The organism is Rugamonas rivuli, assembly GCF_009380165.1.
Taxonomy (GTDB): Bacteria; Pseudomonadota; Gammaproteobacteria; order Burkholderiales; family Burkholderiaceae_D; genus Rugamonas; species Rugamonas rivuli.
This window is the reverse complement of record NZ_WHUF01000003.1, coordinates 555605-579265: the sequence shown is the minus strand read 5'-3', so window position 1 is coordinate 579265 and position 23661 is coordinate 555605. Positions and strand designations below refer to the sequence as shown.

At 63.1% G+C, this 23661-nt stretch carries 21 protein-coding genes; 14 read left to right on the top strand and 7 right to left on the bottom strand.

Annotated features, from left to right (window positions below; all coding sequences use genetic code 11):
• Positions 1-156 precede the first annotated feature (156 nt).
• On the bottom strand, positions 157-1224 hold the full coding sequence (locus tag GEV01_RS12945; protein ID WP_152804851.1) for an NAD(P)/FAD-dependent oxidoreductase: 1068 nt from the start codon (positions 1222-1224) through the stop codon (positions 157-159).
• 110 nt (positions 1225-1334) lie between these two features.
• Entirely contained in the window at positions 1335-1658 is a 324-nt protein-coding gene (gene fdxA / locus GEV01_RS12940; protein WP_152804848.1) for a ferredoxin FdxA, read from the bottom strand.
• Positions 1659-1901: 243 nt separating this feature from the next.
• Here fdxA and GEV01_RS12935 point away from each other — a divergent pair, with 243 nt between their 5' ends.
• Positions 1902-2183 (top strand): polyhydroxyalkanoic acid system family protein, encoded by a 282-nt coding sequence (locus tag GEV01_RS12935; RefSeq protein WP_008445672.1) that lies wholly within the window; start codon positions 1902-1904, stop codon positions 2181-2183.
• Between the two features lie 10 nt (positions 2184-2193).
• Here the strand turns inward: GEV01_RS12935 and GEV01_RS12930 are convergent, their stop codons facing one another.
• On the bottom strand, positions 2194-2445 hold the full coding sequence (locus GEV01_RS12930) for an acyl-CoA-binding protein (protein ID WP_008445674.1): 252 nt from the start codon (positions 2443-2445) through the stop codon (positions 2194-2196).
• A 184-nt stretch (positions 2446-2629) separates the two neighbouring features.
• Positions 2630-2935, bottom strand: a complete 306-nt coding sequence (locus GEV01_RS12925; RefSeq protein ID WP_328595527.1) for an HU family DNA-binding protein — start codon at positions 2933-2935, stop codon at positions 2630-2632.
• 186 nt (positions 2936-3121) lie between these two features.
• Here GEV01_RS12925 and GEV01_RS12920 point away from each other — a divergent pair, with 186 nt between their 5' ends.
• The gene (locus GEV01_RS12920) at positions 3122-3904 is read left to right on the top strand and encodes an anti-sigma factor (RefSeq protein ID WP_152804846.1); all 783 of its coding nucleotides are present in this window, start codon (positions 3122-3124) and stop codon (positions 3902-3904) included.
• Positions 3905-3984: 80 nt separating this feature from the next.
• On the opposite strand, the gene GEV01_RS12915 is transcribed toward GEV01_RS12920, so the two are convergent.
• Positions 3985-4341, bottom strand: a complete 357-nt coding sequence (locus tag GEV01_RS12915) for an FKBP-type peptidyl-prolyl cis-trans isomerase (RefSeq protein WP_008445680.1) — start codon at positions 4339-4341, stop codon at positions 3985-3987.
• A 140-nt stretch (positions 4342-4481) separates the two neighbouring features.
• Between GEV01_RS12915 and GEV01_RS12910 the strand changes: the two genes are divergently transcribed.
• The 7 genes from GEV01_RS12910 to GEV01_RS12880 all read left to right on the top strand — a co-directional run bounded on the left by GEV01_RS12910 (position 4482) and on the right by GEV01_RS12880 (position 14144).
• Positions 4482-5453 (top strand): YVTN family beta-propeller repeat protein, encoded by a 972-nt coding sequence (locus GEV01_RS12910; protein WP_152804844.1) that lies wholly within the window; start codon positions 4482-4484, stop codon positions 5451-5453.
• Between the two features lie 275 nt (positions 5454-5728).
• Positions 5729-6520, top strand: coding sequence for a polysaccharide deacetylase family protein (locus GEV01_RS12905; protein WP_328595526.1), 792 nt, complete (start codon positions 5729-5731; stop codon positions 6518-6520).
• Positions 6517-7512, top strand: coding sequence for a sterol desaturase family protein (locus tag GEV01_RS12900; protein ID WP_152804840.1), 996 nt, complete (start codon positions 6517-6519; stop codon positions 7510-7512). The genes GEV01_RS12905 and GEV01_RS12900 overlap by 4 nt, the downstream gene beginning before the upstream one ends.
• Entirely contained in the window at positions 7512-8348 is an 837-nt protein-coding gene (locus GEV01_RS12895) for an EI24 domain-containing protein (protein WP_152804839.1), read from the top strand. Before GEV01_RS12900 ends, GEV01_RS12895 begins: the two co-directional genes overlap by 1 nt.
• A complete protein-coding gene (locus tag GEV01_RS12890) occupies positions 8345-9130 on the top strand; it encodes a competence/damage-inducible protein A (RefSeq protein WP_152804837.1) in 786 nt (261 codons plus the stop codon). Before GEV01_RS12895 ends, GEV01_RS12890 begins: the two co-directional genes overlap by 4 nt.
• A gap of 366 nt (positions 9131-9496) precedes the next feature.
• Positions 9497-12619, top strand: a complete 3123-nt coding sequence (locus GEV01_RS12885; protein ID WP_152805696.1) for a transglycosylase domain-containing protein — start codon at positions 9497-9499, stop codon at positions 12617-12619.
• Positions 12620-12779: 160 nt separating this feature from the next.
• The gene (locus tag GEV01_RS12880; RefSeq protein WP_152804835.1) at positions 12780-14144 is read left to right on the top strand and encodes a TAXI family TRAP transporter solute-binding subunit; all 1365 of its coding nucleotides are present in this window, start codon (positions 12780-12782) and stop codon (positions 14142-14144) included.
• A 6-nt stretch (positions 14145-14150) separates the two neighbouring features.
• On the opposite strand, the gene GEV01_RS12875 is transcribed toward GEV01_RS12880, so the two are convergent.
• Positions 14151-14609, bottom strand: coding sequence for a rhodanese-like domain-containing protein (locus tag GEV01_RS12875; protein WP_152804833.1), 459 nt, complete (start codon positions 14607-14609; stop codon positions 14151-14153).
• A 311-nt stretch (positions 14610-14920) separates the two neighbouring features.
• On the opposite strand from GEV01_RS12875, the gene glnA reads away from it, so the two are divergent.
• From glnA to corA, 5 genes are all read left to right on the top strand, one after another.
• A complete protein-coding gene (glnA, locus tag GEV01_RS12870) occupies positions 14921-16336 on the top strand; it encodes a type I glutamate--ammonia ligase (RefSeq protein WP_008445691.1) in 1416 nt (471 codons plus the stop codon).
• A gap of 124 nt (positions 16337-16460) precedes the next feature.
• Positions 16461-16961 carry a DUF4124 domain-containing protein gene (locus GEV01_RS12865; protein WP_152804831.1) on the top strand — a complete coding sequence of 167 codons (501 nt, stop codon included), beginning with the start codon at positions 16461-16463 and terminating at the stop codon, positions 16959-16961.
• On the top strand, positions 16958-18055 hold the full coding sequence (glnL, locus tag GEV01_RS12860) for a nitrogen regulation protein NR(II) (RefSeq protein WP_152804829.1): 1098 nt from the start codon (positions 16958-16960) through the stop codon (positions 18053-18055). Before GEV01_RS12865 ends, glnL begins: the two co-directional genes overlap by 4 nt.
• Positions 18056-18124: 69 nt before the next feature.
• Positions 18125-19624, top strand: a complete 1500-nt coding sequence (gene ntrC, locus GEV01_RS12855; RefSeq protein ID WP_152804827.1) for a nitrogen regulation protein NR(I) — start codon at positions 18125-18127, stop codon at positions 19622-19624.
• 73 nt (positions 19625-19697) lie between these two features.
• Positions 19698-20666 (top strand): magnesium/cobalt transporter CorA, encoded by a 969-nt coding sequence (corA, locus tag GEV01_RS12850; protein ID WP_152804825.1) that lies wholly within the window; start codon positions 19698-19700, stop codon positions 20664-20666.
• An 81-nt stretch (positions 20667-20747) separates the two neighbouring features.
• Here the strand turns inward: corA and GEV01_RS12845 are convergent, their stop codons facing one another.
• Positions 20748-23513 (bottom strand): TonB-dependent receptor, encoded by a 2766-nt coding sequence (locus tag GEV01_RS12845; protein ID WP_152804823.1) that lies wholly within the window; start codon positions 23511-23513, stop codon positions 20748-20750.
• Positions 23514-23661: the final 148 nt, after the last annotated feature.

Here is a 23661-nt window from a genome sequence, read left to right as displayed (position 1 = left end):
ATAGAATAATTGTTCGTGACGTAAAGCATTCCAAAATACTGCGGGGCAAGCCTACGTATTATCCACAATGCGGCCGTGGTCAAATAATAATACTGCCGAACCAATAAAAAAAGCAGCGTTTCCGCTGCTTTTGTGTAGGACAGTTGCTTACCGCACTTAATCGAAGACCGGAGTCTCGACGCCGAGCACCTTGTGCAGCTTCGGCGAAGTGGTGGTGTACTGCATGTGGATCTTCTTGTCCGGGAAGATGTAAGGCGCGGCGCCGAAGGCGGCCAGCGCGGCTTCGTGGAAGCCCGACAGGATCAGCTTTTTCTTGCCCGGATAGGTGTTGATGTCGCCCACGGCGAAGATGCCCGGCACGTTGGTCTCGAACTTTTCCGTGTTCTGCACCTTCAGCTGGCGGCGCTCGATGTCCAGGCCCCATTCGGCGATCGGGCCCAGCTTCGGCGACAGGCCGAAGAACACCAGCAGCATGTCCAGCGGCACGCGGCGGGTGACGCCGTCGGCGCCGGTCACTTTCAGCTGCGACAGCTTGCCGTCGGCATCGACTTCATGGCCGGTGGCCTGGCCGATGATCAGCTGCATCTCGTATTCATCGCACAAGGCTTTCATCTTGGCGACCGAAGCCGGCGCGGCGCGGAAGTCTTCGCGGCGGTGCAGCAGCACGACCGATTCAGCCTTGCCGACGAAGTTCAGCGCCCAGTCCAGCGCGGAGTCGCCGCCGCCGCAGATGACCAGGTTCTTGCCTTCGAACAGGGCAGGGTCCTTGACCTTGTAGTGCAGTTGCGAGCCTTCGAACACTTCGATGCCGTCGACCTTCAGCGTGCGCGCCTGGAAGGAGCCGACGCCGGCCGCGATGAAGATGGTCTTGGTGATGAAGCGGGTGCCGGTGCTGGTTTCGACGTCGAAACGGCCGTCGTCGCGGCGCTCGACACGGGTCACTTCCTGGCCCAGGTGGAAAGTCGGCTCGAACGGTTCGATCTGCTTGAGCAGGTTGTCGGTCAATTCCTGGCCGGTGCACGACGGCACGGCCGGGATGTCGTAGATCGGCTTGTCCGGATACAGTTCCACGCACTGTCCGCCCACCGCGCCCAGCGAATCGATCACGTGGGCTTTGATTTCCAGCAGGCCGAGTTCGAAGACCTGGAACAGGCCGACCGGGCCGGCGCCGATGATGACGGCATCGGCTTCGATGACGCCAGGAGGAGTGACAGTGCTATTCATACGTGGGTTCCTGTTATTTCAGTAATGGTTAGGCAACACGAGGCTGCGCGCCGGCTGTCGCCAGCGGACGCGGAAGGCGCTGCCCCTTTGCTGCCTCGCCAGACGGTGTCTTAGCGTACCAGCAGGTGCAGTTTTTCTTTGACGTCCTTGAACTGATCCGCTTCCGCCAGCGGAGGGATAGTCTTGGTGATCGAAGGCCAGTTGCGGGCGAGGTCGACGTTGATCTTGATGAATTGCTGCTGGTCGCCCGGCACATCTTCTTCGGCGAAAATCGCGTTGACCGGGCACTCGGCCACGCAGACGGCGCAGTCGATGCACTCGTCGGGATCGATGGCGAGGAAGTTCGGGCCTTGGCGGAAACAATCTACCGGGCAAACATCGACGCAGTCCGTGTAGCGGCAGCTGATGCAAGATTCGGTGACAACGTGGGTCATAACAGTCCTATCAATGTTGGTGTGCAGCGGCGTCGGCGGCGGTGGGATGGCCCGGCTAACCTCAGCAAAGCACTGTATTTTAAGGTAATTCGCTATTTCTCACAAATTGCGCTTATATACAATACATATAAGCAAATTCGTTCCGGTGCTGGGCGGGAGGCCGCCGGGCTCCGGCGCGGCCGGGCTGGCGCAGCCGCGGCGCAACTGGCATCATGGCGCTTTTTTGATTACCGAGGATGCCGGATGGCAGATATCAACATCGCCCAGGCCCACCACCTGGCGCCGGAAGCGGCCCGCGCGGCCGCGCAGCAAGTGGCCGACAAGCTGGCCGAGCAATTTGATTTGGAATGTGTCTGGGACGGCGATGTGCTGCGTTTCGAGCGCAGCGGCGTCAGTGGGTCGCTGAGTTTGCTTCCGGAAGAGGCCCGGTTGCATATCGAACTGGGCTTCCTGTTCGGCGCGTTTGCCTCGCAGATCGAGGCCAAGGTGGCCGATAAAATGCGCCGCGTGTTCACGGGCGCATAAGGGGCGAAGCTTACTTCAGGCCTTCGATCAGGTCGATGTACTGCTGCTTGGCTTCGTCCAGCGAGGTGCCTTGCAGGGCGGCCCAGGCGTCGAACTTGGCGCGGCCGACGAAGTCGGTCATGCCGGGACGGTCGCCGGTGGCGTCGCCCGCCGAGCCTTGCTTGAACAGCGCATAGATCTTCAGCAGCGTCATGTTGTCCGGACGCTCAGGCAGATTCTTGGAATCGAGCTGGGCTTGCGCGAATTGCTCTTCTAAACTCATCACTTCTCCTCGTGTGTGGAATGGGGTACGCGTCATCATACCCGCAGCCACCGCAAAAACGGCTAGAGGGACTCCTCAAAAACAGAACGGCGGGCATGCCAGTCCGAGGACATGGCATGCACCGCCGTTTCCGGTGCCCTCGCGGGCACTGACACTGCGGCGCGAACGCCGCGTGCTGGCCTGCTTACTTCTTCTTGGTCGGGTTGACGGCCGATTTCAGGGTGGCGCCAGCCGAGAATTTAGGAGTTTTCGACGCGGCGATCTTGATCGCTTCGCCGGTTGCAGGATTGCGGCCTTTACGGGCAGCGCGTTTCGCCACGGAGAAGGTGCCGAAGCCGGTGATGCCTACCGTGTCGCCTTTTTTCAGACGCTCGGTGATGATGGCGATCAGAGTATTCACTGCACCGTTGGCGGCAGCAGCGGACACTTCAGTGCGTTTCGCAAATTCTGCAATCAATTCGCCTTTTTTCATTACTACCTCCTTGGTTATTAGAGCGCGCAGATTAGCATAAATATTGTCAAATGTAATGGTTTCTGTACGAAGTAGCCCTTACAGTAGCTGCCGCGCCACGCTGCACTGCAATAAAACCCCCGTGTTTACTGGTGTTATGCGGTGCGCGCGATGCCGCCACGCGCCGTAAAAAGGTTTATGATGGAACGACCACGGACGGGAATTATGACCTTTTCAGACGAGACACTGATTGCATACGCCGACGGCGATCTGGACGACGCCACCCGTCGTTCCGTCGAGTCCGCCATGCGCCGCGACAGCAGCATCGGCCGCCGCGTCGAGCGGCTGCGCGCCGCGCGCGACGAGCGCTATGCCGGGCACGCGCAGCCCGGTCTGGAGCTGGGCGGCCATCCGCGCCAGGGCGCCAACGTGGTGCAGCTGGCCGCCGTGCGGGCGCAGCGCGCCGCGCAGCAGCAGGCCGCGCGCAAGGCCGCCAAGCGGCAATGGGGCTGGCTGGAATGGAGCGCGCTGATGCTGGTGATGGTGCTGGGTCTGGCGGCCGGCAAGTTCGGCCTGGGACGCTGGCAGCCGGGCTGGTTCGGCGATGCGCCCGTCGCGCCGACCACGGTGGCCAGCCGCAACGGCATGCTGATCGCACAGGGCCGGCTGGATGGCGCGCTGAGCCAGCAGATGGGCGGCGCCGCGCCGTCGGAGGGCGAGGTGCGGGTGGGCTTGAGTTTTCTGTCGAACGAGGGCGGCTATTGCCGCAGCTTCACGCTGGTCGGCCTGAGCCAGGATCTGGTGGGAATAGCTTGCCGCGTGGGCGATGAATGGCGGATACCGGTGCTGGTGCAGAACGCGCGGCCGGTGCCGACGATGGGCGCCTACCGGATGGCCGGCACCGAAATGCCGACGGCGCTGCTGGAAGCGATAGACCAGCGCATCGTCGGCGGCATGCTCGACACGCGAACGGAGCTGGAAGCTTTGCGCCGCAACTGGCAGCGCTGACCGCCGTCATTCCCGCGCAAGCGGGAATCCATACTCGGCATAGATTCCCGCCTGCGCGGGAATGACGGTGGCGGTGGGGCTTAAACGCCCAGCAGTTCGACGTCGAAGATCAGCGTGGCGTTCGGCGGGATCACGCCGCCGGCGCCGCGCGAGCCGTAGCCCAGGTCGGCAGGGATGATCAACTGGCGCGCGCCGCCGACCTTCATGCCTTGTACGCCTTCATCCCAGCCGCGGATCACCATGCCGGCGCCCAGGGCGAATTCGAAAGGATCGTTGCGGTCTTTGCTGGAGTCGAACTTCGGACCCTTGGTGCCGTCGTCGTTGCGCAGCCAGCCGGTGTAGTGCACGGTGACGTTCTGGCCGGCTTTGGCTTCGGCGCCTTCGCCCACGGTCAGTTCGATGTATTGCAGACCGGATTCGGTGGTGATGGTGGACATGATTTTCCTTCTATGGATACGTTAAAGACAGCCTCGAATTGTAGCAGGGCGCCCGGGCGAAGGAATAATTACGGCATTTGTCTCGTCCCGGCGCAGTTTGCACGTAAAATAAACGTTTTGCTCTTTCAAGCGATTTTTTCATGCTCTGTAGTTTCCGCCGTATCGTGCTTTCCTGTGTCTGCGCCGTCACTGCCATCGGCAGCGCGCAGGCGAACGTAGTGGTTGTGCTCAACTCGCGCGACGCCACCGTGCAGCTGCTGGACCAGGATACTTACAAAGACCTGTCCACCATCCCGGTCGGCAAAGAGCCGCACCACCTGATGTCGACCCCGGATAACAAATCCCTGATCGTCGCCAGCTCGGTGGGCAATGAGCTGATCTTCCTGGATCCGAAGACCGGCCAGGTTCAGCGCACCATCAAGGACATCCTCGACCCGTACCAGATCGGCTTCTCGCCGGACCAGAAGTGGTTCGTGTCGAACTCGCTGCGCCTGGACCGCGTCGATCTGTACAAGTACGACGGCGCCAGCCTGACGCTGGCCAAGCGCATCCCGCTGGCCAAGCTGCCCAGCCACATGGCCTTCAACGCCGCCAGCAATATGGTGTTCATCACCCAGCAGGGCAGCGACCAGGTCAGCGCCATCGACCTGAGCACGCAAACGCTGAAGTGGACCATGTCGGTCGGCAAACTGCCGGCGGGTATCGCCATGACGCCGGACGACAAGTACCTGCTGGTCGGCATCATGGGCAGCGACTACGTCGAAGTGATCGACTGGAAAACCCAGAAAACCGTCAAGCGCATCAAGACCGGCCAGGGCGCGCACAACTTCCGCGCCGCCGGCGATGGCCGCTACACCTATGTGTCGAACCGGGTGTCGAACTCGATTAACATCATCGACCAGAAGACGCTGGAAAACGTCGGCCAGATCAATGTTCCGGGCGGCCCGGATTGCATGGAAGTGACCGCCGACGGCAAAACCATGTGGGTAACTCTGCGCTGGATCAAGAAGGTGGCCGTGATCGACCTGGCCACCCGCAAGGTGACCAAGCTGATACCGGTGGGGCGCTCGCCGCACGGGGTGTTCTTCTTCAACTCCGCCCAGCGCATGTAATGAAGGCCGCCGCCGCCCTGACCGTGCTGGCGCTGGCGGCTTCGCCGGCGATGTCGGCTGCCGGCCAGGCCGGCGCCAACGACGGCGCGCGCGAGCTCAACGACGCCGCCCGCGCCGCCAACGCCCACGCCCGCAGCCTGAACGGCCCGGCGCGACGCGCGGCCGAAGCCAAGGCCGCCGGCATCGCCGCAGCTGCGGCGGCCGCAGCACCTGCGGCGTCGGCGGCAGCGTCCGCAACGGCGGCAGTTGCAGCGCCGCCAGCATCTGCTGCTGCGGTGGTAGCATCGGCAACCGCAGCCGCGACGGCCGGCGCCAAGCCGCAGCCGGCCTTGCTGCACCACAGCGCCTGCAAGGGCACCATCTACCTGACCTTCGACACCGGCAGCCAATCCCAGGCCGGCCTGATCGCCGACACGCTGAACCGCCACAAGATCAAGGCCACCTTCTTCCTGGCCAACGAGAAAACCGTCAACGGCGATTATTCGCTGGATCCGTCCTGGTCGGCCTACTGGAAGGCCCGCGTGGCCGAAGGTCATGCGGTCGGCTCCCACACCTTCGACCACGACGTGCTGGCCAAGGACGGCGCCAATGGTACGATCCTGGTCAAGCCAGGTTTCGGCGCACACGCCGGCAAAATCATTTCCCTGACCCCCGCGCAGTATTGCGAAGAGATCAAGCGGGTCGACCAGCGCTTCGTCGAGCTGACCGGCAAGCACCTCGATCCGATCTGGCGCGCGCCGGCCGGCCGCACCACGCCGCGCACGCTGGCGGCGGCGCAGGCCTGCGGCTACGCCCACGTGGGCTGGGCGCCGGCCGGTTTCTCCGGCGACGAGCTCTCCAGCACTGCCTACCCGAATGCGGTATTGTTACAAAAGTCGCTGCGTGACCTGCGCGATGGCGACATCTTCGTCGCCCACATGGGCATCTGGTCGCGCAAGGAGGCGTGGGCGCCGGCCAACCTGGAGCCGCTGATCAGCGGCCTGGAGCAGAAGGGCTATTGCTTCGCCACGCTGCGCGAGCACCCCGACTATCTTTCACAGTTCAAGCCGAGTTCGAAACACCCATGATGCAATTAATTTCCGACTGGCTGGGCGCGGCCCAAGGCTGGTTGTTCGAGACAGTGATACAGCCGCTGGTGTTCCAGCTCGGCTGCGGCGAATTCATCGAGGAAGCCTTCGAAGGCACCGAATGGCTGCTGATCGGCATGCTGGAGCTGACGCTGCTGTTCCTGGTGCTGCGCCCGCTGGAGGCGATGATCCCGGTGCACAAGATCACCGACCCGCGCGCCCGCTGGAACGACTTCATCTACACCGTGCTGCACCGCATCGGCCTGTTCTCGGTGCTGATCTTCTTCACGCTCGATCCGCTGATGGACAGCGTGGCCGCCATGCTGCGCTTTGAAAGCTTCCACCCGCTCAACCTCGAAACCCTGATGCCGGGCATTAGTCCGCTGGGCAGCTTCATGGTCTACTTCGTGGTGCTGGACTTCTTCGATTACTGGTACCACCGCGCCTCGCACCAGTTCAACTGGTGGTGGGGGCTGCACGGCCTGCACCACAGCCAGCAGAATATGAACCTGTGGAGCGACAACCGCAACCACCTGCTCGACGACCTGCTGCGCGACGTCTACATGGGCGTGATCGCGCTGTGCATCGGCGTCGAGCCGGCTCAGTACGTGATGCTGGTGTCGGTCTCGCGCATCCTGCAAAGCCTGCAGCACGCCAATGTCCGCATCCACTTCGGCCGCGTCGGCGAATGGCTGCTGGTGTCGCCGCGCTACCACCGCATGCATCACGCGATCGGCGTCGGCCACGAGTCGCACGGCAAGGGCACGCTGGGCGGCTGCAATTTCGCCGTGCTGCTGCCGATTTGGGACATCATTTTCCGCACCGCCAATTTCACGCCGCAGTTCGTCGCCACCGGCATCCGCGACCAGCTGCCGCAGACCGATGAGCGCGGCGTGGTCACGCCGGGCCGCGAGTACGGCCGGGGCTTCTGGGCGCAGCAGTGGCTGGGCCTGAAGCGCATGGTGGAATACGCACGCAAGGATGTGGTCTGATGAATCAGGTGATACGCTCCTGGGGCCGGGCCTTCCTGTCTCAATGGCATGGCAAGATGCTGGCGATGAGCCTGGCTCCCTTCCTGCTGGCGGTCGGCGTGTGGGCCGTGGCGCTGTATTTCTGGCTGCAACCGCTGATCGACTACGTGCACGCGCAGTTCGCCGAGCACAATCTGTTCACGCCGGCCGGCAATCTGCTGGCGTCGCTGGGGCTGGCCTTCCTGAAGACCGTGATGCCGCCGCTGATCGCGATGCTGCTGTTCCTGCCACTGATGATCTTGACCGCGCTGATCTTCATCGGCGTGATCGCAATGCCGCTGATCGGCCGCCACGTCGGCCTGCGCCACTATCCGCAGCTGGAGCAGCGCAAGGGCGGCAGCCTGCTGGGCAGCGCCGTGACCGCGCTGGGCGGCATGGCGATCTTCATCGGCCTGTGGATCGTGACGCTGCCGCTGTACTTCTTCCCGCCGCTGGCGGTCATCGTGCAGGCGCTGCTGTGGGGCTGGCTGACCTGCCGCGTGATGGTCTACGATGCGCTGGCCGATTACGCCAGCGCCGAGGAGCGCCGCCAGATCCTGGCCGAGCACCGCTGGCGCCTGCTGGCGATCGGCGTGATCTCCGGCGCGGCCGGCGCCGTGCCGGGCGCGATCTGGCTGGGCGGCACCGTGATGGCGGTGGTGCTGTTCCCCTTCCTGGCGGCGGCGTCGATCTGGCTGTATGTGCTGATTTTTATCTTCACCGGCTTGTGGTTTGCGTATTATTGTCTCGATGCGCTGGCGCGCTTGCGCGCCGCGGCCGTTGTTGTCACCACCATTGAAGAAAGCGGGCAATCATGACGATCGGTCTCATCATCATCGGCGACGAAATCCTGTCCGGCAGGCGCGTCGACCAGCACTTCCCCAAAGTCGTGCAGCTGCTGGCGGCACGCGGCCTGCAACTGAACTGGGCCGAAGTCCTGGCCGACGATCCCGAGCGCATCACCGCCACGCTCAAGCGCACCTTCGCCAGCGACGACATCGTGTTCTGCTGCGGCGGCATCGGCGCCACGCCGGACGACCACACGCGCCTGGCCGCCGCCAACGCGCTGGGCCTGCCCCTGGTGATGCACGAACAGGGCAAGATCAACATCCAGCAGCGCATCCTGCAAATGGGCCGGGATGCCGGCCAGGAAGTCGACCTGAATTCGGCCGAGAACCTGCACCGCCTGAAGATGGCCGAATTCGCCCAGGGCGCGGCGCTGATTCCTAACCCGTACAACAACATTGCCGGTTTCTCGCTGCACAAGCATTACTTCGTGCCAGGCTTCCCGGTGATGGCCTGGCCGATGATCGAGTGGGTGCTCGACCACAACTACGCCGACCTGTTCAACCGCGAGCCGCGCCTGGAGCAGTCTGTGCTGGTGTACGAGACCGCCGAATCGGCGCTGACGCCGTTGATGGTGGAGCTGGAAGCACAGTTCCCGCGCGTGAAGGTATTCAGCCTGCCGAGCGTGGGCGATGCCAACACGCGCCGCCACATCGAACTCGGTGTCAAAGGCGAAGCGGTCCAGACAGCCACTGCGTTTATCCAATTGTGCGCTGAGCTCAAGAAGCTCCGTGTAGAGTTCAGCAACACTTAGTGCCACACTGTTATCAAACGCTGTGAAACGGCGTTCTTCCCTGCGGAAGAGCGCCGTTGTTTTTTTGCGAAAAACAAACGGCGCGGTAAAATTATTCTGCCTCCGCGCCGGTTCGCACCTCGCCGATGTGGTGCAATGGAAGCTAGCAATGTAGTGCATACATTCGAGTAAGTTTTACTGAAACAGCTGACCGGTTTGAATCATATGTTAAGCAATCGTCGTTTCCGCCGGCCCCGTATTGTTGTTCGCGCAGTGCGCAAATTGCGCGCAGGCGCCGCAGCATTTGGCTATCGTCGCACCCGGCACTTGCGTGTCGTGCCGCCGCCCACTCCCGAGCAAACCGAAGCGCATCTGGCCCAGGCCCAGATGGACCCGCCTCCGCCTGCGTTGCCGCCGAAGAGCAAGCGCTCGCGCAATGCTTTCCTGCTGGTGCTGCTGGTCGGCCTGTCGTTCGCGGTCTACTGGGGCGTGCAGGAAACCCGCACCTCCAGCATGCAGGCGCGCATCTTCACCGACCTGGTCGGCAAGATGACCTACAAGATGGAGCCGGGCGCCAGCAAGGCTATCCGCTTCCCGAAAGACAGCCCGTACGACGAGCGGCTCGGCTACGCCGGCCTGCCGGACTATCTGGGCAAGCTGAGCGCGCGCGACTATCAGGTCAGCGCCCAGGTGCGCATCTCGCCGAAGATGGCCGAGCTGGCCGACATGGGCGTGTTCGCCACCTACCGCGAGAAGACCAAGACCGGTTTGACGATCTACGATTGCCGCGCGCAGCAACTGTTTGCCGCCAGCTATCCCGAGCGTATCTACAACAAGTTCGAGCAAGCGCCGATGGCCTTGATTAACAGCCTGCTGTTCATCGAAAACCGCGAGCTGCTCGACACCAAGTACCCGACCCGCAATCCCGCCGTCGAATGGGACCGGCTGGGCAAGGCCGTGATTGAAAAGAGCGTCAACTCGGTTGCCGGCGGTGGCCATCGCGCGGCGGGCGGCAGCACGCTGGCCACGCAGATCGAGAAATACCGCCATTCGCCGGAAGGCCGCACCGGTTCGATGAAGGACAAGCTGCAGCAGATGGTGTCGGCCAGCCTGCGTTCCTACCAGGACGGCCCGGACACCACCAAGGCCCGCCGCCGCATCGTGCTCGACTACCTGAACACGGTGCCGCTGTCGGCCAAGCCCGGCTACGGCGAGGTCAACGGCATCGGCGACGGCATGTGGGTGTGGTATGGCCGCAGCTTCGCCGACTTCAACCGCCTGCTGGGCGGCAAGCTCGACAACCCGGATGCGGAAACCGCGCTGACCTACAAGGAAGCGCTGAGCCTGATGATTGCGCAACGCCGTCCGAGCTATTACCTGGGCAACGGCGCGGCCGACCTGGAAGTGCTGGCCAACAGCCATCTGCGCATCCTGGCGCAGGACGGCGTCATCACGCCGGCCATGCGCGACATGGCTTTGCAGCAGAAGCTGCATCCGGCCACCGGCAATGGCCTGGAGTCGGCGCCGGCGATGACCTTCGTCACGCGCAAGGCGTCCAACGCGATCCGCAACCACCTGGCCAACCTGCTGGGCGACAACCGCATGTACAACCTGGACCGGCTCGACCTGAGCGTGGTCAGCACGCTGGACGCGCAAGCCCAGACCGCGGTCACGCAAGTGCTGCGCGACCTGCGCGATCCCGAGAAGGCCAAGGCCGCCGGCCTGACCGGCAAAGGCATGCTGGGCAACGGCGATCCGGCCAATGTGGTGTACAGCTTCACCTTGCTGGAGAAGGGCGAGCAGAACAATCTGCTGCGTCTGCAGACCGATAACTTCGACCAGCCGCTGGACATCAACGAAGGCGCCAAGCTGGACCTGGGCTCGACCGCCAAGCTGCGCACGCTGGTGACTTACCTGGACATCGTCGACCAGCTGCACCGCAAGTACGGCGGCATGGACGCGGCGGCGCTGGGCAATGTGCGCGTCGACCCGCAGGACAAGCTGTCGCAATGGGCGCTGGACTACTTCAAGGCGCTGCCCTTGGATAAAGGCGGGCGCGAGCTGACGCCGATGTTGAACGCGGCCATGGAGCGCAAGTATTCGGGCAATCCGGGCGAGGGCTTCTTCACCGGCGGCGGGCTGCACCACTTCGGCAACTTCTCGAAGGAAGACAACGGCAAGATCCTGACCGTGACCGAGGCGCTGCGCCACTCGACCAACCTGGTGTTCGTGCGCTTGATGCGCGACGTCGCCAAGTACTACATGTTCCAGTCGCCGGGATCGTCGGCGTCGCTGCTGGCCGATGCGGACGATCCGCGCCGCGCGCAATACCTGGCGCGCTTCGCCGACAAGGAAGGCAAGGAGTTCCTGGCGCGCTTCTACGTCAAGTACAAGGGCAAGCAGGCGTCCGAGCTGGACAAGGTGCTGCTGGCGAACATCCGCAGCACGCCGGTGCGGCTGGCGGTGATCCATCGCACCGTCTACCCGGCGGCCAGCCAGCAGCAGTTCGCCGCCTTCCTGAAGGACAACCTGCCGTCGCAGAACGAGGTGCCGGAAGAGCGCGTGGCCAAGCTGTACGATCAGTATGCGATCGACAAGTGGTCGCTGGCGGACCGCGGCTACCTGGCCAGCGTGCACCCGCTGGAACTGTGGATGGCGGCCTATATGCGGCTGCATCCTGGCGCCACGCTGTCGCAGATGACGGCAGCCAGCGAGCAGGAGCGGCAGGAAGTCTACCAGTGGCTGTTCAAGACCCACCACAAGCACGCACAGGACAAGCGCATCGCCGGCCTGATCGAGGTGGAAGGCTTCATGGAAATCCACAAGCAGTGGAAGAAGATGGGTTATCCGTTCGACTCGCTGGTGCCGTCGTATGCGACCACGCTGGGCGCGTCGGCCGACCGTCCGGCGGCGCTGGCGGAGATGATGGGGATTATCGTCAACGGCGGCGTGCGCAAGAGCAGCCAGCGCATCAGCTCGCTGCATTTCGCCGAGGGCACGCCGTATGAAACGGTCGTCACCAAGGGCAAGCCGACCGCCAACGAGCAGGTGCTGTCGCCGGAGGTGGCGCGGGTGGTGGCCGATGCGATACGCGGCGTGGTGTCGGACGGCACGGCCAAGCGGGCGCGCACGGCCTTCGTCGGGTCGGATGGCAAGGTGATACCGGTGGGCGGCAAGACCGGTACCGGCGACCAGCGCTTCGACGTGTATGCGGCTGGCGGGCGCTTGATCGAGTCGCGCTATGTGAACCGGTCGGCGACGTTTGTGTTCAATATCGGCGAGCGCTTCTTCGGTTCGATGACGGCTTATGTGCATGGCCCGGAATCGAAGAACTATGACTTCACCAGCGCACTGCCGGTGCAGCTGCTGGTGGTGCTGGCGCCCAACCTGATGCCGCTGATCGAGCCGCATCCGGTGGCCAAGCCGGGGGCGACGCCGCCGGTGATCGTCAAGACCGGCGGCAACACCACGGCGGCGGTGACGCCGCCGCTGCAGGCCTGCGGCGGCTGAATGTCGTCCCCGCGCAAGCGGGGATCCATGCTGAGGTAGCGTTCTATGGGCCGCATCGGCGGACCGTCCCGCCTGCGCGGGAGCGACGCGCTCGTGTTTCCCTTGCATAGTTGCTCATTTGTTGGCAATGTATCAGCCCATGAAACCGATACGCCACCACATGTCCAAAATCCTCAAGTTCACGCAGTTCTCAGTGCGGGACTTGTTTGTCGCCGCCGCACCCACCATCGCCCTGATTGCCGGCGTCTGCCTGCTGGCTTACTGGCTGGTGGACCCGGCGCCGCCGCGCACGGTGCGCCTGGCCACCGGCCAGGAAAATTCCGCCTACGAGGAATTCGGCAAAAAATACGCGGCCGCACTGGCCAAGCACGGCGTCAAGGTGACGCTGGTGCCGTCCGCCGGCTCCGGTGAAAACCTCAAGCGCCTGCGCGCCGGCGAAGTCGACATCGCCTTCGTGCAAAGCGGCTCCACCAACGAGGAGGCGGCCGAACGCGAAGGCCTGACCTCGCTGGGCAGCCTGTTTGTCGAACCGCTGTGGCTGTTCCTGCGCGAGACCAAGGGCAAGCCGCCCATCACCCAGCTGACCCAGCTGAAAGGCTTGAAGATCAACTACGGCCCCAAGGGCGCCGGCGCCCCGCGCCTGTTCCGCCAGGTGCTGGAACTGAACGGCGTCGAGAAGGGCGAGGTCGAGCGCTTCTCGCTGGCCAACACGCCGGCCACGGTGGAGCTGCTGGAAGGCCGCATCGACGGCCTGGTGTTCACCTCGGCGCCGGAAGCGCCGCTGATCCAGATGCTGCTGCAAACGCCCGGCATCAAGCTGTTCAACTTCAACCAGGCCGAAGCCTACGCGCGCAAGCTGCCCTTCCTGACCCATGTGGTGCTGCCGCAGGGGATCGTCGACCTGGGCCGCGACATCCCGGCCGAGGACTACAACCTGATCGCCCCGACCGCCACACTGGTGGCGCGTGACGATCTGCATCCGGCGCTGACCGACCTGTTCGTGCAGGCGGCCAGCAGCATCCACAGCGGCGCGGGCTGGTTCTCGCAGCAGGGCCAGTTCCCGTCGGCCAAGTACACCGAGATTCCGGTCGATGCCGAGGCGGCCAAGTACTACAAGAGCGGCCCGCCGCTGCTGCAGCGCTACATGACGTTCTGGCTGGCGAACTTCTTTGATCGCATGTGGGTTGTGGTGGTGGCGCTGGGCGCCTTGATACTGCCGCTGTCCAAGGTGGTGCCGCCGCTGTACGTGTGGCGCATCCGTTCGCGCGTGTACCGCTGGTATGGCCAGCTGCGCGCGGTGGAGCAGGCGGTGGAGGATGCGCCGGAAGGTTCGCGCATGGAGGTGTACGAGGCGCAGCTGCAGCGCCTGAACGAGATCGAAGAGCTGGTCAACCAGGTGTCGATCCCGCTGTCGTTTGCGGACGGCTTGTACGGCTTGCGCAGCCACATACAGTTCGTGCGCAAGCGTATCCAGTTCCTGATGGGCGAATCGGCGCCCGCCGTGGATGAGGCGGTGGCGGTGTAGCGGCTGCTAGGCGCCGGTCCAGGGCAGGTCGGCCTTGCACCAGCCGTTGACGTTCTTGCGGTGGCCGCGCTCGTCCTTGTCGCCCTCGAAGCCTTCCAGGATGTCGTAGCAGTGCTTGTAGCCGTGTTCGGTCGCCAGCTTGGCCGCGTTGCGCGAGCGCACGCCCGAGCGGCACAGGAACAAAATCACCTGGTCCTTGCGCACCACCGAATTCAATTCCTCGATGAACTCGTGGTTGGCGACGCCGCCCGGATAGATGGTCCACTGGACCGCACCATGTTGGGCTTCCGGTATCGCCACCCGTCCGACCCAGTCGCGCTCCGCGTGGGTGCGTACGTCGATCAGCTTGATGGCGTTGTCGGCGCTGATCAGTTCAAAGGCTTCCTGGGGCGTGACGGCGCCCGCGTACGGCCAGTCTTTGCTGCGGCTGCGCGCCAGCGCCAGAATATCGTCTATTTTGCTCATGTCATGTTCCAGAAATAAGTTTGAGTTTATTATAGGCTTCCTGCACGCGCACCACAGGCAGGCGCACCAAAGCCGTGCGTTTTATGGAAATATTCCAAAAATGCACAAATACGGTGCAATATCCCGAACATGCACTCAGTTGGTGCGGCATTGAGCTGCCTCATATTGTGGCACTTGGACTGGACGGCGAATTTTAGATTCATTTGCCTGCAAGTTCAAAGACGCTATCGACATAAGCTGATGAGTTTTATGCTGGCACGAATACTGCTTACCAAGAGCGCACGAGCCCCACATTCCTTTAGGAGATACGCATGGCAATGACAGCCGCAGAAGTTCTGAAAATGGTCCAGGAAAACGAAGTCAAATTCGTTGATTTCCGTTTCGCCGACACCCGTGGTAAAGAACAGCACGTCACCGTGCCTGTGTCGCACTTCGACATCGACAAGTTCGAATCGGGCCACGCCTTCGACGGTTCCTCGATCGCCGGCTGGAAAGGCATCGAAGCATCGGACATGATACTGCTGCCGGATCCAAACACCGCGAACATCGACCCGTTCATGGAAGAGACCACGCTGTTCATGCAGTGCGACGTTATCGAGCCTGCCGACGGCAAGGGCTACGACCGCGATCCACGCTCCATCGCCAAGCGCGCTGAAGCCTACCTGAAATCGTCGGGCATGGGCGACACCGCCTACTTCGGCCCAGAGCCAGAATTCTTCATCTTCGACAGCGTGCGCTGGAAGATCGACATGTCCGGCTGCTTCGTCAAGATCGATTCCGAAGAAGCATCGTGGACCACCGGCGAGAAGCTGGAAGGCGGCAATACCGGCCACCGTCCTACCGTCAAAGGCGGCTACTTCCCAGTGCCACCAGTGGACAGCTTCCAGGACATGCGTTCGGAAATGTGCCTGATCCTGGAATCGCTGGGCATCCCGGTCGAAGTGCACCACCACGAAGTGGCCGGCGCTGGCCAGAACGAAATCGGCACCAAGTTCTCGACCCTGGTCGAGCGCGCCGACTGGACCCAGAACCTGAAATACGTGGTCTGGAACGTGGCCCACAGCTACGGCAAGACCGCCACCTTCATGCCTAAGCCTATCGTTGGCGACAACGGTTCCGGTATGCACGTGCACCAGTCGATCTGGAAAGACGGCGTCAACCTGTTCGCCGGCGACGGCTATGCCGGCCTGTCCGACACCGCGCTGTACTACATCGGCGGCATCATCAAGCACGCCAAGGCACTGAACGCGATCACCAACCCAGGCACCAACTCGTACAAGCGTCTGGTTCCAGGCTTCGAAGCACCGGTCAAACTGGCGTACTCGGCTAAAAACCGTTCGGCTTCGATCCGTATTCCACACGTGGCCAATCCTAAGGGCCGCCGTATCGAAACCCGCTTCCCGGATCCACTGGCCAACGTCTACCTGTGCTTCGCAGCGCTGTTGATGGCTGGTCTGGACGGTATCGCTAACAAGATCCACCCGGGCGAAGCAGCATCGAAAGATCTGTACCACCTGCCGCCGGAAGAAGACGCACTGATCCCAACCGTGTGCTCGTCGCTGGAAGAAGCGCTGGACAACCTGAACAAAGACCGCGAGTTCCTGACCCGTGGCGGCGTGTTCAGCGATTCCATGATCGACGCTTACATCGAACTGAAAATGCAGGACGTCCAGCGCATGCGCATGACGACTCACCCTGCCGAGTTCGACATGTACTACTCGCTGTAACAGCCATGCACCGGCAACGCCGGTGCGGCTAGTGCGGTACAAAACGCGGGGCGAGCAGAGCTTTCCCCGCGTTTTTCTTTGGATGTTGTATATTCGGGATGGATAGTTCCACCACGGATTACGAATGACAACTCGTTTCAAAAGATGCGCGCTGCCGGTGTTGCTTGCACTGCTGGGCTGCTCGGCCGCCCAGGCACAGATCTACAAGTGCACCACGCCCAACGGCAGCATCGAGTACACCGATATCAACCGCGGTAGCTACTGCAAGGCGATGGACTTGCCGGGCACCGTGGTGCCGGCGCCGCCGCGCCGCCAGGGCACGCCCGCGCGCGTCCCCGGCGTGCCGGCGCCGGTCAGCACGCCGGGGGATTTTCCCCGCGTGGACAGCGCCGAGCAGCGGGCCCGCGACGCCGACCGCCGCGGCATCCTGGAGGACGAGCTGAGAACCGAAACGCAGAAGCTGGCCGAGTTGCGCAAGGAGTTCAACAACGGCGAGCCGGAACGGCGCGGCGATGAACGCAACTACGCCAAGTACCAGGAACGGGTGGCCGGCATGCGCGACAACATCAGCCGCTCGGAAAAAAATGTGGAAGCCTTAAAACGTGAGATCGCGAATATCCGATGACTTTAGTCAGTAAGCAAGCCGGCCGGCACAGCCTGCCTTCGCTGGCGGGGCTGGAACTGCTGGCCTCGGCCGTGGTGCTGCTGGACGCCGACGGCCAGATCGTCTACGCCAACGCCGCCGCAGAAAATCTGCTGGAAAGCTCGCTCAAGGCGCTGTCGCGCCAGACGCTGAGCGCGCAATTCCTCAACCCGGGCGAGCTCGACAACATCTGCAGCCAGGCGCGCGAGCACAAGTTCTCCGACCTGCGCCAGGACTTGATGCTGGAGCGGGCCGGACGCGATGCGCTGCACGTGCACAGCATCGTCTCGGTGCTGGACGAGCCGGCAGGCCATATCCTGATCGAGCTGCGCGAGCACCTGCAGCACCTCAAGCTGGACCGCGAGGAGCGCATCCTCGACCAGAGCCAGGTCAACAAGGAGCTGATCCGCAACCTGGCGCACGAAATCAAGAATCCGCTGGGCGGCATACGCGGCGCCGCGCAGCTGCTGGAGATGGAGCTGCCAGCGCTGCACGCGGGCCAGCTGCGCGAGTACACCCAGGTCATCATCAAGGAAGCCGACCGGCTGCAAACACTGGTCGACCGCCTGCTGGCGCCGCACCGCCGGCCGCACATCGTCGGCGACGTCAACATCCACGAAGTGCTGGAGCGCGTGCGCAGCCTGATGCTGGCCGAGTTCCCGTCCGGCCTGACGATCTTGCGCGATTACGACGCCTCGATACCCGAGTTCCGCGGCGACAAGGAGCAGCTGATCCAGACCGTGCTCAACATCGCCCACAACGCGGCGCAGGCGCTCGCCAGCCGCATCGATAACGGCGATGCGGAGATCGTTTTCAAGACGCGCGTAGCCCGGCAAGTCACCTTGGCCAAGGTCCGTTACGGGCTGGCATTAGACTTGCATATCATTGACAATGGACCGGGCATCGCACCCCAGATCCGCGACCGGATTTTCTACCCCTTGGTGTCGGGCAGGGAAGGCGGCAGCGGCCTGGGCTTGACCCTAGCGCAAACCTTCGTGCAACAGCACATGGGCGTGATCGAGTGCGAGAGCCGGCCTGGATATACGGATTTCCGCATCCTGCTGCCGCTGCCATAAGCCCAGGCAGGCAGGGGCGGATACCGAGTCCCTTGATTGACGATCCATATTGCGGGATACACACAACACATGAAGCCAATCTGGATAGTAGACGACGACGAATCGATCCGCTGGGTACTGGAAAAAGCGCTGGCCCGGGAAAACCTGGCCACCAAGAGTTTTGCCAACGCGCGCGACGCCATCGCCGCGCTGGAGTTCGAGACACCGCAAGTGCTGGTGTCCGACATCCGCATGCCGGGCGACTCCGGCCTCGACCTGCTGCAACTGGTGAAGTCGCGCTTCCCCGGCCTGCCGGTCATCATCATCACCGCCTTCTCCGACCTGGATTCCGCCGTCGCGGCCTTCCAGGGCGGCGCCTTCGAATACCTGGCCAAGCCGTTCGACATCGACAAGGCTGTCGAGCTGATCCGCCGCGCGCTGGACGAGAGCCTGCGCGAGACCAGCGTTGAATCGGGCCCGTCGGAAACCCCGGAAATCCTCGGCCAGGCGCCGGCGATGCAGGAAGTGTTCCGCGCCATCGGCCGCCTGTCGCAATCGAATGTGACGGTGCTGATCACCGGCGAATCGGGCTCGGGCAAGGAGCTGGTGGCGCGCGCGCTGCACAAGCACAGTCCGCGCGCATCGCAGCCCTTCATCGCGCTGAACACGGCGGCGATTCCGAAGGACTTGCTGGAATCCGAATTGTTCGGCCACGAGCGCGGCGCCTTCACCGGCGCGCAGACCACGCGCCGCGGCCGCTTCGAGCAGGCCGAGAACGGCACCTTGTTCCTCGACGAGATCGGCGACATGCCGTTCGATTTGCAGACGCGCCTCCTGCGCGTGCTGTCGGACGGCCACTTCTACCGCGTCGGCGGCCACCAGCCGCTCAAGGCCAATGTGCGCGTGATTACCGCCACCCACCAGAACCTCGAACAGCGCGTGCGCGAAGGCTTGTTCCGCGAGGACTTGTATCACCGCCTCAACGTGATCCGTTTGCGCCTGCCCAGTTTGAGGGAGCGGCGCGAGGACATCCCTATTTTGGTGCGCCACTTCCTGGTGCAGAGCGCCAAGCAGCTGGGCGTGGAGGCCAAGCGCATGAGCGACGCCACCTTGCAGTTCCTCAGCGGCCTGGATTTGCCGGGCAATGTGCGCCAGTTGGAAAACCTGTGCAACTGGATCACGGTGATGGCGCCGGGGCAGACGGTGGAGGTCAAGGACTTGCCGCTGGAGCTGACGCAGGAGCAGGGCAGCGGCGCCAACGCGCCGGCGCCGGCCGAGCACTACGCGCCGGTGCAGCATCACGGCACGGTGACGGCGATACCGGTGCCGGAAGCGGGCCATCATGCGCCGGCCGGTTCGCCGGATGCGTGGCTGGGACTGCTGGAGGCGCAGGCCGCCACCATGCTCAGCGGCGGCCAGCAGGAAGTGATGGCGGTGCTGGGACGGCAGTTCGAATCGGCGCTGATACGCACGGCGCTCAAGCACACGCACGGCCGCAAGAACGACGCGGCGGTGCGCCTGGGCATAGGCCGCAACACCATCACCCGCAAGATCGCCGAACTCGGCATCGACGGCGCCAAGGACGATTGATCCCGGCGCCGGCGCCGGTTTGAGGTAAGCTCTTGGCTGATGAAGCCAAGGGCTTTTTTTTTATGGAAACAGTATGTTGATTAATTGCGTGGCCTATCAGGACGGCCAGAAGCTGGCGGACATTCCGGTCGAAGAGATCAGCGACTACATCGAGAAGCCGGAGACCTTTGTCTGGGTCGCGTTGCGCGACGCCCAGCCGGACGAGCTGTCCATCATGCAGCAGGAATTCGGCCTGCACGAGCTGGCGGTGGAGGATGCGCGGCGCGGCCACCAGCGGCCCAAGATCGAGGAGTACGGCGATTCGCTGTTCGTGGTGGTGAAGACCATCGAGTGCCGCGACAACGATATCGCCATCGGCGAGGTCGACATCTTCGTCGGCGACAGTTACGTGCTGTCGGCGCGCGACGGCGGCAGCCAGCAGGGTTTCCTCGGCGTGCGCGCGCGTGCCGAGAAGGAACCGCACATGCTGCGTCTGGGCCCGGCCTTCGTGCTGTATGCGCTGATGGATGCGGTGGTGGACCGCTACTTCCCGGTGCTGGACATGCTGGAAACCGAGCTGGAAAAAATCGAAGAGCTGATCTTCAGCCAGGGCCGGCAGCGCGACAACATCCAGCGCTTGTACGAACTCAAGCGCAAGGTGACGATCGTGCGCCACGTCGTGTCGCCGCTGATGGAAGCGGTGGGGCGCTTGCACGGCGGCCGCGTGCCGGCCATGTGCCAGGATACGCAGGAATACTTCCGCGACGTGCACGACCATTTGCACCGCATCAGTTCCGCGCTCGACACGATACGCGACACCATCGCCACGGCGATCCAGGTCAATCTGTCGATGGTGGCGATCGAGGAAAGCGAAGTGAACAAGCGGCTGGCGGCGTGGGCGGCGATCTTCGCGATCTGCACCGCGTTTGCCGGCGTGTGGGGGATGAACTTCAAGGTCATGCCGGAGCTGGAATGGAAGTACGGCTATCCGTTCGCGCTGTCGGTGATGGTGGGCGTGTGCCTGTACCTGCACCGGCGCTTCAAGAAGGCCGGCTGGCTGTAGCAAAAAAAACGCCCGTGTGGCCGTGCGACGATCTTGAGCGTCGCATGCGCACACGGGGCGTCTTCATTTCAAAGCAAAGGCTTACTTGAACTTGTAGCCAGCGGTCACGTAGACCAAGCGGCCACGTGGATCGTACTGGTTGATGTCGTAGCCGGACTGGAACTGATTGGTGACTGCGGTGCCAATCGGGTCAGGCTTCTTGTCGAACAGGTTCTTGATGCCCAGGGCCAGCGTCAGGTTCTTGATGCCGCGCCAGGTGACGTTGGCATCGTAGGTGGCTTCCGACGAGATGAACACTTTGTTGTCGTTCAGGTCGTGGCCAACCTGGTAGCCGCTGCGATAGTTCTGCACCAGGGTGGTCGACCATGGGCCTTTGCTCCAGGTACCGGCCAGCTGGTGTTTCCAACGCAGGATCACGCCGCCGTTTTGCGCGCCGATCACCGGATTGCCGGCGCCGTCGACGATGGTGCCGACCTTGTGCGAGACGTCGCCGCCTGGGCTGGTCTGGTCGAAGGTATCCATGTAGGTACCGTTCAGGTTGGCTTCCAGCTTACCGAAGCTGAAGTTGTCTTTCCAGTTGGCCGACAGGTCCAGGCCCTGCACGTTGGCGTTGCCGGTGTTGGCCAGCGTCTGCTTGATGCTGACGATGTCGTTGCCGTTCAGCGTCACCAGGCCTGCGTAGGCTGGGTCGCCGGCGCGGAAGCGCGATACGACTTCCTGTGCCGACGGCGTCGCCAGGATGTCGCGGATGTTGATGTTGAAGAAGTCGACACCGATGCTGGCGGTCGATACCGGCTGCCATACGGCGCCGAACGAGTACTGCTTCGACTTCTCAGGCTTCAGGTTAGGATTGCCGCCCGACAGAGCATTGACTTGCAGACCGGTTTGCTTGGTCGCTGGGTCGTTGAACTGCTCGGAAGTACCCAGCGTCTGCGGCTGCCACAGGTCGATCAGCGACGGTGCGCGGAAGCCGGTGCCGTACGAACCGCGCAGCAGGAAGGTCTTGATCGGCTGCCAGCGGACATTGCCTTTCCAGTTGGCCGAGTTACCGACGTCGTCGTAGTGGTCGTCGCGCACGGCCAGGTTGGCTTCCAGCGTCTTCGTCAGCGGAATGCTCAGTTCGCCGAAGGCCGAGTTGACGGTACGGTCGCGGTCGACAGGCTTGACCGAGCCGCCCAGGCCGGAGATATCGCCCGACTGGTAAGCAAGGCTAGGGCTGGTGGTGTAGTTCTCTTTGCGCGACTGGGCGCCCAACGCGTATTGCGGGGTGATGCCGGCGATGGTCCAGAAGTCGCCGGTGATCTTGGCATCGAACGAGTCGCTGGTCGATTTGGCCGACAGGAAGTCGCCGCTGAATGCCGCGCCTTTCAGCTGGTCAGCCAGGGCGCCGGTTTGCACGCCGCCTGCCGCCCATGGGTTCCAGTTGCTGTTGTTGATGATCTTGGCGTAGGCCACTTGCGAGAAGTAGCCGGTGGTCACAGCGCTGTTCAGCTTGGACTCGTTGTGGGTCAGCGCCACTTCGTAGTCGACCGCGCCGATGGTGCCCTTGGCGCCAACGACCACACGCGCCTGCTTGGCGGTGTCGACGTTCTGGCGTGGGCCGAAGTCGAACACGCGCGAGGTGATCGACAGCGGCTTGCCGATCAGCGAGCTGAAGCCTTGGCTTTGCAGGTAAGGCACGGCGATCGACTGGTAGGCCGGGTTGCTCGGGAACAGCAGCAGTGCCGCGTCCACGCCCTGCTTGGCGAACTCGCCGTCGGTCTCGAAGAAGCTGGCGCGTGCCGGCGAGGCCTGGTAGGTCTGGGTGACTTTGCTCTGCGAGTACAGCACGTCGCCGAACAGCTGGTGCTTGTCGTTGATCTGGTAGGTCAGGTTGCCGGTCACGTTGAACAGCTCGCGGTCAGGCGTCAGGCCGACGTCCGGGCCCGAATCGTAGTAGCAGTAAGGCGAACCCATGGCGCCGTTTTGCAGCGTGCCCATCTTGATGGTGCCGCACTTGTCGCCGATGGCCAGCGGGTTGCCGTAGCCCGAACCGCCCGAGCTGAAGCCTGCGTCAGGGCCTTTGCCTGGCGTGAACGAACCCTGGATGTTGCCCAGGCCGGTCGCGGTGCCGTTGTAGTAAGGCAGCTTGGTCGAGGTGGCCGCGTAGTCGCGGTCACGGCCGAACAGGGCTTTTTCTTTTTCGTAGGAACCCGACAGCACCACGTTCAGCTTGTCGGTGTTGTAGCCGCCGGTGATCGAGGCCTTGCTGTTCTGGCCGCCACCGCTTTGCGAAGGCGAGGCGTAGCCGCCGGTGATTTCCACGCCGTCGGTCTGCTTGGACAGGATGAAGTTGACCACGCCGGCCACCGCATCGCTGCCGTACACGCCCGAAGCGCCGTCTTTCAGCACTTCGACGCGCTCGATGGCGGCCAGCGGGATGACGTTGACGTTGACGGAGGCGCCGTCGCTGCCGGCGAAGGCCGCCAGGCGGCGGCCGTTGACCAGCACCAGGGTGCGGGTCGAGCCCAGGCCGCGCAGCGAGATCGACGACAGGCCGCCGGTCGAAGTGCCGGCGCCGGTGGCGTTGCTGGTGCCGCCCGCCGAGGAGAAGGCCGAGATCGATTGCAGCAACTCTTCGGTGCTGGTGGCGCCGGTACGGGCGATATCCGCCTTGGTGACGACTTGCACCGGCAGCGAGGTTTCAGCGTCGACGCGCTTAACCGACGAACCGGTGATTTCCACGCGCTGTATAACAGGGGTATCCTGTGCAAATACTGGCTGGGTCAGCAGGCCTGCACCGATCAGTGCGGCGCCGCCCGAAAACATCAGGCGCAGTGAACGCGAAATTACAGTTTCCATCATCATGCTTTTGAACTCCTGGCGAGGTACGGATTAGTACTTTGTCATTAAAAATGTCACAGTGAATAATCTATCTATAAAATTATTCTGGCGGTCATCAGACCACTTGAGCCGTGCATGGTCAATCGAAGCTCTGTAACAACAATGAAATAAA

What these genes read in the sequence shown, in the direction of transcription:
- GEV01_RS12880 (WP_152804835.1), top strand. Translation starts at nt 12,780, where the DNA reads ATGTCCAAAATCCTCAAGTTCACGCAGTTCTCAGTGCGGGACTTGTTT.
- GEV01_RS12845 (WP_152804823.1), bottom strand. Translation starts at nt 23,513, where the DNA reads ATGATGATGGAAACTGTAATTTCGCGTTCACTGCGCCTGATGTTTTCG.
- glnA (WP_008445691.1), top strand. Translation starts at nt 14,921, where the DNA reads ATGGCAATGACAGCCGCAGAAGTTCTGAAAATGGTCCAGGAAAACGAA.
- GEV01_RS12920 (WP_152804846.1), top strand. Translation starts at nt 3,122, where the DNA reads ATGACCTTTTCAGACGAGACACTGATTGCATACGCCGACGGCGATCTG.
- GEV01_RS12890 (WP_152804837.1), top strand. Translation starts at nt 8,345, where the DNA reads ATGACGATCGGTCTCATCATCATCGGCGACGAAATCCTGTCCGGCAGG.
- GEV01_RS12895 (WP_152804839.1), top strand. Translation starts at nt 7,512, where the DNA reads ATGAATCAGGTGATACGCTCCTGGGGCCGGGCCTTCCTGTCTCAATGG.
- GEV01_RS12935 (WP_008445672.1), top strand. Translation starts at nt 1,902, where the DNA reads ATGGCAGATATCAACATCGCCCAGGCCCACCACCTGGCGCCGGAAGCG.
- ntrC (WP_152804827.1), top strand. Translation starts at nt 18,125, where the DNA reads ATGAAGCCAATCTGGATAGTAGACGACGACGAATCGATCCGCTGGGTA.
- GEV01_RS12930 (WP_008445674.1), bottom strand. Translation starts at nt 2,445, where the DNA reads ATGAGTTTAGAAGAGCAATTCGCGCAAGCCCAGCTCGATTCCAAGAAT.
- GEV01_RS12915 (WP_008445680.1), bottom strand. Translation starts at nt 4,341, where the DNA reads ATGTCCACCATCACCACCGAATCCGGTCTGCAATACATCGAACTGACC.
- GEV01_RS12910 (WP_152804844.1), top strand. Translation starts at nt 4,482, where the DNA reads ATGCTCTGTAGTTTCCGCCGTATCGTGCTTTCCTGTGTCTGCGCCGTC.
- fdxA (WP_152804848.1), bottom strand. Translation starts at nt 1,658, where the DNA reads ATGACCCACGTTGTCACCGAATCTTGCATCAGCTGCCGCTACACGGAC.
- glnL (WP_152804829.1), top strand. Translation starts at nt 16,958, where the DNA reads ATGACTTTAGTCAGTAAGCAAGCCGGCCGGCACAGCCTGCCTTCGCTG.
- GEV01_RS12865 (WP_152804831.1), top strand. Translation starts at nt 16,461, where the DNA reads ATGACAACTCGTTTCAAAAGATGCGCGCTGCCGGTGTTGCTTGCACTG.
- GEV01_RS12900 (WP_152804840.1), top strand. Translation starts at nt 6,517, where the DNA reads ATGATGCAATTAATTTCCGACTGGCTGGGCGCGGCCCAAGGCTGGTTG.
- GEV01_RS12885 (WP_152805696.1), top strand. Translation starts at nt 9,497, where the DNA reads ATGGACCCGCCTCCGCCTGCGTTGCCGCCGAAGAGCAAGCGCTCGCGC.
- GEV01_RS12875 (WP_152804833.1), bottom strand. Translation starts at nt 14,609, where the DNA reads ATGAGCAAAATAGACGATATTCTGGCGCTGGCGCGCAGCCGCAGCAAA.
- corA (WP_152804825.1), top strand. Translation starts at nt 19,698, where the DNA reads ATGTTGATTAATTGCGTGGCCTATCAGGACGGCCAGAAGCTGGCGGAC.
- GEV01_RS12945 (WP_152804851.1), bottom strand. Translation starts at nt 1,224, where the DNA reads ATGAATAGCACTGTCACTCCTCCTGGCGTCATCGAAGCCGATGCCGTC.